The sequence below is a fragment of the Streptomyces sp. NPDC051582 genome (assembly GCF_040681715.1).
Classification (GTDB): domain Bacteria; phylum Actinomycetota; class Actinomycetes; order Streptomycetales; family Streptomycetaceae; genus Streptomyces.
Map to the genome: position 1 here is coordinate 134,585 of NZ_JBFAZJ010000025.1, position 8,936 is coordinate 143,520.

The following is an 8,936-nucleotide window of genomic DNA, read 5'->3' on the forward strand; positions in this document are numbered from 1 at the left end:
CTCGTACGGGCTGCTAGTCGCGGGCCGCGGTCAGGTGCTCCGCGTGCTCCTGGAGCGAGCGCACGCCCACGTCGCCGTGGTTGAGCGCGTCGATGCCCTGGACAGCCGCGGCGAGCGCCTGGACCGTGGTCAGGCACGGGACGCCGCGGGCCACGGCCGCCGTGCGGATCTCGTAGCCGTCGAGGCGGCCACCGGTGCCGTACGGGGTGTTGACGATGAGGTCGACCTGGCCGTCGTGGATGAGCTGGACGATGGTCTTCTCGCCGTCGGGGCCTTCGCCTTCGCTGAGTTTGCGGACGATGGTGGCGTTGATGCCGTTGCGGCGCAGGACTTCGGCGGTGCCGGAGGTGGCCATGAGTTCGAAGCCGTGGTTGACGAGTTCGCGTGCGGGGAAGATCATCGAGCGCTTGTCGCGGTTGGCGACGGAGATGAAGGCGCGGCCCTTGGTGGGCAGGGGGCCGTAGGCGCCGGCCTGGGATTTGGCGTAGGCGGTGCCGAAGACGGAGTCGATGCCCATGACTTCGCCGGTGGAGCGCATTTCGGGGCCCAGGACGGTGTCGACGCCGCGGCCGTGGATGTCGCGGAACCGCGACCAGGGCATGACGGCTTCCTTGACGGAGATCGGCGCGTCGAGCGGCAGGGTGCCGCCGTCGCCGGTCCTGGGGAGCATGCCCTCTTCGCGGAGCTCGGCGATGGTGGCGCCCAGGGAGATGCGGGCGGCGGCCTTGGCCAGCGGGACCGCGGTGGCCTTGGAGGTGAAGGGGACGGTGCGCGAGGCGCGGGGGTTGGCTTCCAGGACGTAGAGAATGTCTCCGGCCATCGCGAACTGGATGTTGATCAGGCCGCGGACGCCGACGCCCTTGGCGATGGCTTCGGTGGAGGCGCGCAGGCGCTTGATGTCGTGCCCGCCGAGGGTGATGGGGGGCAGGGCGCAGGCGGAGTCGCCGGAGTGGATGCCGGCTTCCTCGATGTGTTCCATGACGCCGCCGAGGTAGAGCTGGGTGCCGTCGTAGAGGGCGTCGACGTCGATCTCGATGGCGTCGTCGAGGAAGCGGTCGACCAGGACGGGGCGGGTCGGGGAGATTTCGGTGGATTCGGCGATGTAGGAGGAGAGCCGGTCCTCGTCGTAGACGATTTCCATGCCGCGGCCGCCGAGCACGTAGGAGGGGCGGACCAGGACCGGGTAGCCGATCTCGTCGGCGATGGCCTTCGCGCCCGCGAAGGTGGTGGCGGTGCCGTGTTTGGGGGCGGGCAGGCCCGCCTCGGCCAGGACCTGGCCGAAGGCTCCACGGTCCTCGGCGGCGTGGATGGCCTCCGGCGGGGTGCCGACGACGGGGACGCCGTTGTCCTTCAGCGCCTGGGCGAGCCCGAGGGGGGTCTGGCCGCCGAGCTGGACGACGACGCCGGCGATGGGACCGGCCAGTGATTCGGCGTGGACGATCTCCAGCACGTCTTCGAGCGTCAGCGGCTCGAAGTAGAGGCGGTCGGAGGTGTCGTAGTCGGTGGAGACGGTCTCCGGGTTGCAGTTGACCATCACGGTCTCGTAGCCGGCGTCGGACAGGGCGAAGGAGGCGTGGACGCAGGAGTAGTCGAACTCGATGCCCTGGCCGATGCGGTTGGGGCCGGAGCCCAGGATGATCACCGCGGGCTTCTCGCGGGGCGCGACCTCGGACTCCTCGTCGTAGGAGGAGTAGAAGTAAGGGGTCTTCGCGGCGAACTCGGCGGCGCAGGTGTCGACCGTCTTGTAGACGGGGCGGACGCCCAGTGCGTGGCGGACCTCGCGCACGACGTCCTCGCGCAGCCCGCGGATCTCGGCGATCTGGGCGTCGGAGAAACCGTGGCGCTTGGCCTCGGCGAGCAGCTCGGGGTGGAGCTTCTCGGCGGCGGCCAGCTCGTCGGCGATCTCCTTGATCAGGAAGAGCTGGTCCACGAACCAGGGATCGATCTTCGTGGACTCGAAGACCTCCTCCTGGGTGGCACCGGCCCGGATCGCCTGCATGACCGTGTTGATGCGGCCGTCGGTGGGACGCACGGCGGTGGCGAGGAGCTCGTCCTTGTCGCCGACGGGGCCGACGAAGGTGAACTGCGAGCCCTTCTTCTCCAGGGAGCGCAGGGCCTTCTGGAGCGCCTCGGTGAAGTTGCGGCCGATCGCCATGGCCTCGCCCACCGACTTCATGGTGGTGGTGAGGGTGGAGTCGGCGAGCGGGAACTTCTCGAAGGCGAAGCGCGGGGCCTTGACGACGACGTAGTCGAGGGACGGCTCGAAGGAGGCCGGAGTCTTCTCGGTGATGTCGTTCGGGACCTCGTCGAGGGTGTAGCCGATGGCCAGCTTGGCGGCGATCTTCGCGATCGGGAAGCCGGTGGCCTTCGAGGCGAGCGCCGACGAACGGGACACGCGCGGGTTCATCTCGATGACGATGACGCGGCCGTCGACCGGGTCGATCGCGAACTGGATGTTGCAGCCGCCGGTGTCGACGCCGACCTCGCGGATGATCGCGATGCCGATGTCGCGCAGCCGCTGGTACTCGCGGTCGGTCAGCGTCATCGCCGGGGCGACGGTGATGGAGTCGCCGGTGTGGACGCCCATCGGGTCGAAGTTCTCGATGGAGCAGACGACGACCACGTTGTCCTTGGTGTCGCGCATCAGCTCCAGCTCGTACTCCTTCCAGCCGAGGATGGACTCCTCCAGGAGCACCTCGGTGGTCGGGGACAGTGTCAGGCCCTGGCCCGCGATGCGCCGCAGCTCCTCCTCGTCGTGCGCGAAACCGGAACCGGCGCCGCCCATCGTGAAGGAGGGACGCACGACCACCGGGTAGCCGCCGAGGGTGTCGACGCCGGCGATGACGTCGTCCATCGTGTGGCAGATGACCGAGCGGGCGGACTCGCCGTAGCCGATCTTGGCCTTGACGGCCTCGACGACGCCCTTGAAGAGGTCGCGGTCCTCGCCCTTGTTGATGGCCTCGACGTTGGCGCCGATGAGCTCGACGCCGTACTTCTCCAGCACACCCTGCTCGTGCATGGAGATCGCGGTGTTGAGGGCGGTCTGGCCGCCGAGGGTCGGCAGGAGCGCGTCGGGGCGTTCCTTGGCGATGATCTTCTCGACGAACTCGGGGGTGATCGGCTCGACGTAGGTGGCGTCGGCGATCTCCGGATCGGTCATGATCGTCGCGGGGTTGGAGTTCACCAGGATGACCCGCAGGCCCTCGGCCTTGAGGATGCGGCAGGCCTGGGTGCCGGAGTAGTCGAACTCGGCGGCCTGTCCGATGACGATCGGGCCGGAGCCGATGACCAGGACGGACTGGATATCGGTGCGCTTAGGCACGCTCGGCCTCCATCAGGGCGGTGAAACGGTCGAAGAGGTACGCGGCGTCGTGCGGGCCCGCTGCGGCCTCGGGGTGGTACTGGACGGAGAAGGCCGGCTGGTCGAGCAGCCGGAGACCTTCGACGACCTGGTCGTTCAGGCACACGTGCGAGACCTCCGCGCGCCCGTAGGGGGTGTCGGAGACCCTGTCCAGGGGCGCGTCCACGGCGAAGCCGTGGTTGTGCGCGGTCACCTCCACCTTGCCGGTGGTGCGGTCCTGGACCGGCTGGTTGATGCCCCGGTGCCCGTACTTCAGCTTGTAGGTGCCGAAACCGAGCGCACGGCCCAGGATCTGATTGCCGAAGCAGATGCCGAACAGCGGGGTCTTGCGCTCCAGCACCGCCCGCATGACGGCGACGGGGCCGTCGGCGGTGGCCGGGTCACCGGGGCCGTTGGAGAAGAACACGCCGTCCGGGTCGACCGCGTACACGTCCTCGACGGTGGCGGTGGCCGGCAGCACGTGCACCTCGATGCCGCGCTCGGCCATCCGGTGCGGGGTCATGCCCTTGATACCGAGGTCGACCGCGGCCACGGTGAACTTCTTCTCACCGATGGCGGGGACGACGTACGCCTCCTTCGTGGCGACCTCGGCGGAAAGGTCGGCGCCCTTCATCTGCGGGGCTTCCAGGACGCGGGCCAGCAGCGCTGCGTCATCGGCGACCGCCTCGCCGGAGAAGACGCCCACCCGCATCGCACCGCGCTCGCGCAGGTGCCGGGTCAGCGCACGGGTGTCGATACCGCAGATGCCCACCACGCCCTGCCGGACGAGCTCCTCGTCCAGCGAGCGCCGCGAGCGCCAGTTGGACGGCACCCGGGCGGGATCGCGCACCACGTAGCCGGCGACCCAGATCCGGGAGGACTCGGGGTCCTCGTCGTTGACACCGGTGTTGCCCACGTGCGGGGCGGTCATCACGACGACCTGCCGGTGGTACGACGGGTCGGTGAGGGTCTCCTGGTAGCCGGTCATGCCGGTGGAGAACACGGCCTCGCCGAAGGTCTCCCCCACAGCGCCGTAGGCGCGGCCGCGGAAGACCCGACCGTCCTCCAGGACGAGAACGGCGGGAGCTTTGGCTGCTCCCCTGGTGGAGGTCGTCATCGTTCGGCGCCTTCCGTCGTGATGGATTGGTTCATGAGATTGATGGCTTCGACCCAGGCGGCGTGTTCGGCCGCGCGGTCGGAGCGGAATCCGGAGTCGATCAGCTTGTCGCCGTGCGCCCAGGTGACGACGAGGAGACCGCCCTCGGTGAGTACCTTGCCCGCGATTCCCTTGTCGAGGCGGGCGCCGCGCAGCTGCGCGGCCGGTACGAAGAAGTCGGTGGCCCCCGGACGGACCACGTCGAGGCCCGCATCGGTGAGGGTGAGCTCGACCCGGCTGCGCACCCCCAGACCGTGGGCGACGATCCGGTCGAGCCACTGCCCCGCGGTGGTGGACCCGTGGTAGCGGCCGGTCAGGGCCAGCCGGTGCTCGGGGAGGCCGTCGGGGGCGGCGGGCAGCTCCGGCAGATCGCTCTGCAGGGCGCCGCGCCATTTCCAGCCCTGCCGCATCAGCCAGTACACGAACGCGATGAAGACGAGCAGACCGACCACCCACGCGATGCGTGCGCCCCAGTCCGTCACCTCCGCCGACTGTCGCTCGGCAGCCTCTGCGGCCAGTTGGATTACTGCAGGTGTCACGCCAGTTTCCCGTCCACGACCGTTGCCCGGCCCCGCAGGAAGGTGTGAGTGACGCGACCCGGCAGCTCACGGCCCTCGTAAGGCGTGTTGCGGCTGCGGGAGGCGAAGTGTGCGGGGTCCACGACACCACGGTACGAGGTATCGACCAAGGTCAGGTTCGCGGGTTCACCTGCCGAGACGGGGCGGCCGTGGTTCTCCAGGCCGCCGATCCGCGCCGGGGCGAAGGACATGCGCTCGGCGACGTCCGCCCAGTCGAGCAGTCCGGTCTCCACCATCGTCTGCTGGACGACGGAGAGCGCGGTCTCCAGGCCGACCATGCCCATGGCGGCGGCGGCCCACTCGCAGTCCTTGTCCTCGTGCGGGTGCGGGGCGTGGTCGGTGGCGACGATGTCGATCGTGCCGTCGGCGAGCGCCTCGCGCAGGGCCATGACGTCGCGCTCGGTGCGCAGCGGCGGGTTGACCTTGTAGACCGCGTTGTACGAGCGGACCAGCTCGTCGGTGAGGAGGAGGTGGTGCGGGGTGACCTCGGCGGTGACGTCGATGCCGCGGGACTTGGCCCAGCGGACGATCTCGACGGAGCCGGCGGTGGAGAGGTGGCAGATGTGCACGCGGGAGCCGACGTGCTCGGCGAGGAGGACGTCGCGGGCGATGATCGACTCCTCGGCGACGGCCGGCCAGCCGCCCAGGCCCAGCTCGGCGGAGACGACGCCCTCGTTCATCTGGGCGCCCTCGGTCAGGCGGGGCTCCTGGGCGTGCTGGGCGACGACGCCGCCGAAGGCCTTCACGTACTCCAGGGCGCGGCGCATGATCACGGCGTCGTCCACGCACTTGCCGTCGTCGGAGAAGACGGTGACGCGGGCGGCCGAGTCGTGCATGGCGCCCAGCTCGGAGAGCTGCTTGCCCTCCAGGCCGACGGTGACGGCGCCGATGGGCTGCACGTCGCAGTAGCCGGACTCCTTGCCCAGGCGCCAGACCTGCTCGACGACGCCGGCGGTGTCGGCGACCGGGAAGGTGTTCGCCATGGCGAAGACGGCGGTGTACCCGCCGGAGGCGGCGGCGCGGGTGCCGGTCAGGACGGTCTCGGAGTCCTCGCGGCCGGGCTCGCGCAGGTGGGTGTGCAGGTCGACGAGGCCCGGCAGGAGGACCCGGCCCTCGGCCTCGATGACGGTCGCGCCCTCGGCGGACAGGTTCCGGCCGACCTCGCTGATGTTCTCGCCGTCGATCAGGACGTCCTGCGCCTCGCCACCGAGTACCTTCGCCCCGCGGATCAGGATCTTGCTCATGATTACTTGCTCTCCTCGATACGGGGCGTGCTGGTGGTGGTGACGGCGGGCTCGGAGCCTCCGAGCAGCAGGTACAGCACGGCCATCCGGGTGGATACGCCGTTGGCGACCTGCTCGACGGCCGTGCAGCGGTCGGAGTCGGCGACCTCGGCGGTGATCTCCATGCCGCGGTTCATCGGGCCGGGGTGCATCACGATGGCGTGCTCGGGCATCTTGGCCATGCGGTCGCCGTCGAGCCCGTACCGGCGGGAGTACTCGCGCTCGGTCGGGAAGAAGGCGGCGTTCATGCGTTCGCGCTGCACACGCAGCATCATGACCGCGTCGGACTTCGGCAGCACGTCGTCGAGGCTGTACGAGACCTCGCAGGGCCAGCTCTCGACGCCGATCGGGACGAGGGTGGGCGGGGCCACGACGGTGACCTCGGCGCCGAGGGTGTGCAGCAGCTGCACGTTGGAGCGGGCGACGCGGCTGTGCAGGACGTCGCCGACGATGGTGATGCGGCGGCCGTTCAGGTCCTTGCCGAGGCCGGCGTCCCGGCCGACCAGGCGGCGGCGCATGGTGAAGGCGTCCAGCAGGGCCTGGGTGGGGTGCTCGTGGGTGCCGTCGCCGGCGTTGACGACGGCGGAGTCGATCCAGCCGGAGGTCGCGAGCCGGTAGGGGGCGCCGGAGGCGTGGTGGCGGATGACGACGGCGTCGGCGCCCATGGCCTCCAGGGTCAGCGCGGTGTCCTTGAGGGATTCGCCCTTGGAGACCGAGGAGCCCTTGGCGGAGAAGTTGATGACGTCGGCGGACAGCCGCTTGGCGGCCGCTTCGAAGGAGATCCGGGTGCGGGTCGAGTCCTCGAAGAAGAGGTTGACGACGGTGAGGCCGCGCAGGGTGGGCAGCTTCTTGATCGGCCGGTCCGCGACGCGTGCCATCTCCTCGGCGGTGTCGAGGATGAGGACGGCGTCGTCGCGCGTGAGGTCGGCGGCCGAGATGAGGTGGCGCTTCATCAGGGTGCTCCGTTGGTCGATGAGGTCAGAGCGGGGAGAGGTGCTGAGCAGCGGGGCGGCAGGGCTGCGGACGGCGGGGTGCGCGGTCCTGCGGGCAGGCTCGCGCGCGGGCCCCCGTGTTCGGGGCCCCCACTCGTACGGGCTACTGCCCGGCCGCCGTGTCGGTCCGCTGGCCGAGCAGCACGGCGTCTCGGCCGTCCTCCTCCTGGAGCTGGACCTTGACGGTCTCCCGCAGCGACGTGGGGAGGTTCTTGCCGACGTAGTCGGCGCGGATCGGCAGCTCGCGGTGGCCCCGGTCGACGAGGACGGCGAGCTGCACGGCGCGGGGGCGGCCGAGGTCGCCCAGTGCGTCGAGGGCGGCTCTGATGGTGCGGCCGGAGAAGAGCACGTCGTCGACGAGGACGACGAGGCGTCCGTCGATGTCGTCGCCGGGGATCTCGGTGCGGCCGATCGCGCGGGCGGGCTTCAGCCGCAGATCGTCGCGGTACATGGTGATGTCGAGGGATCCGACCGGGATCTTCGTACCGGTGATCTCTTCGAGCTTGGCGGCCAGCCGGCGGGCGAGGTACACGCCGCGGGTGGGAATGCCGAGGAGCACCACGTCGTCGGCGCCCTTGGCGCGTTCGACGATCTCGTGGGCGATGCGGGTCAGCACCCGCGCGATGTCCTGTGCTTCCAGCACGGGGCGCATCGCCTCGGTGCTCTGGGCACCGACGTTCTGAGCAGCCTGAGCGTCCATGAAAAGGACCTCCTTCTCCGCCTCACGGGACGGACCTTAAAGGACGTCTGATGTACGCGGTCCACGTTACCAGGGCCCGGGCGGGGAACCGGCACGGGGCCCGGGCGATGCCCCTCGTACGTGGGCGTGCGACATCATTCGGCTTGACGCATCCAAGTAACGCTGCGTAACCTCACAGTGAGTTACCAGGCCGCGCGGCGGAGCCGCACGTGGTCCATGTCGTCAGTGCCCATGTCGTCACAGCGTCACAGCGTCCGGGAGCGTTATGTCCAGCGAATACGCCAAACAGCTCGGGGCCAAGCTCCGCGCCATCCGCACCCAGCAGGGCCTCTCCCTCCATGGTGTCGAGGAGAAGTCCCAGGGCCGGTGGAAGGCCGTGGTGGTCGGGTCGTACGAGCGCGGGGACCGCGCCGTGACCGTCCAGCGCCTCGCCGAGCTGGCGGACTTCTACGGGGTTCCGGTGCAGGAGCTCCTGCCGGGCACGACCCCGGGCGGGGCCGCCGAGCCGCCGCCGAAGCTGCGCCTCGACCTGGAGCGCCTGGCGGGCGTGCCCGCCGAGAAGGCCGGCCCGCTCCAGCGGTACGCCGCCACCATCCAGAGCCAGCGCGGGGACTACAACGGCAAGGTGCTGTCGATCCGCCAGGACGACCTGCGCACCCTGGCCGTCATCTACGACCAGTCCCCCTCGGTCCTGACCGAGCAGCTGATCAGCTGGGGCGTCCTCGACGCCGACGCGCGTCGCGCCGTGGCCCACGAGGACATCTAGTCCCCGCGCAGGACCAGCAGAAACGTTACCGGCGTGGGGGGGGGCGTGGCGGGCGGGGGCGGGGGCGGCGACTCGATGCGCTGTGTGGGTTGTGGGGAAGATAGAGGAGGGGCCGGGCCGG

General features: G+C 70.2%; 7 protein-coding genes. 1 reads left to right on the forward strand and 6 read right to left on the reverse strand.

Translation table 11 applies throughout. The annotated features are described in order from the left end of the window. Positions 1-13: 13 nt before the first annotated feature. From carB to pyrR, 6 genes are all read right to left on the reverse strand, one after another. Positions 14-3,322, reverse strand: coding sequence for a carbamoyl-phosphate synthase large subunit (carB, locus tag AB0M92_RS28535; RefSeq protein WP_366105172.1), 3,309 nt, complete (start codon positions 3,320-3,322; stop codon positions 14-16). Beyond that, a complete protein-coding gene (gene carA / locus AB0M92_RS28540; protein ID WP_366105173.1) occupies positions 3,315-4,457 on the reverse strand; it encodes a glutamine-hydrolyzing carbamoyl-phosphate synthase small subunit in 1,143 nt (380 codons plus the stop codon). Before carA ends, carB begins: the two co-directional genes overlap by 8 nt. Next, positions 4,454-5,035 carry a hypothetical protein gene (locus tag AB0M92_RS28545; protein ID WP_123515372.1) on the reverse strand — a complete coding sequence of 194 codons (582 nt, stop codon included), beginning with the start codon at positions 5,033-5,035 and terminating at the stop codon, positions 4,454-4,456. The genes carA and AB0M92_RS28545 overlap by 4 nt, the downstream gene beginning before the upstream one ends. Continuing rightward, positions 5,032-6,318, reverse strand: coding sequence for a dihydroorotase (locus tag AB0M92_RS28550; RefSeq protein ID WP_366105174.1), 1,287 nt, complete (start codon positions 6,316-6,318; stop codon positions 5,032-5,034). The genes AB0M92_RS28545 and AB0M92_RS28550 overlap by 4 nt, the downstream gene beginning before the upstream one ends. A gap of 2 nt (positions 6,319-6,320) precedes the next feature. Beyond that, positions 6,321-7,310, reverse strand: a complete 990-nt coding sequence (locus tag AB0M92_RS28555; RefSeq protein WP_030157459.1) for an aspartate carbamoyltransferase catalytic subunit — start codon at positions 7,308-7,310, stop codon at positions 6,321-6,323. 142 nt (positions 7,311-7,452) lie between these two features. After that, positions 7,453-8,049 carry a bifunctional pyr operon transcriptional regulator/uracil phosphoribosyltransferase PyrR gene (gene pyrR, locus AB0M92_RS28560; protein ID WP_048477872.1) on the reverse strand — a complete coding sequence of 199 codons (597 nt, stop codon included), beginning with the start codon at positions 8,047-8,049 and terminating at the stop codon, positions 7,453-7,455. A gap of 265 nt (positions 8,050-8,314) precedes the next feature. Between pyrR and bldD the strand changes: the two genes are divergently transcribed. Further along, the gene (gene bldD, locus AB0M92_RS28565; protein ID WP_007263032.1) at positions 8,315-8,815 is read left to right on the forward strand and encodes a transcriptional regulator BldD; all 501 of its coding nucleotides are present in this window, start codon (positions 8,315-8,317) and stop codon (positions 8,813-8,815) included. Positions 8,816-8,936: the final 121 nt, after the last annotated feature.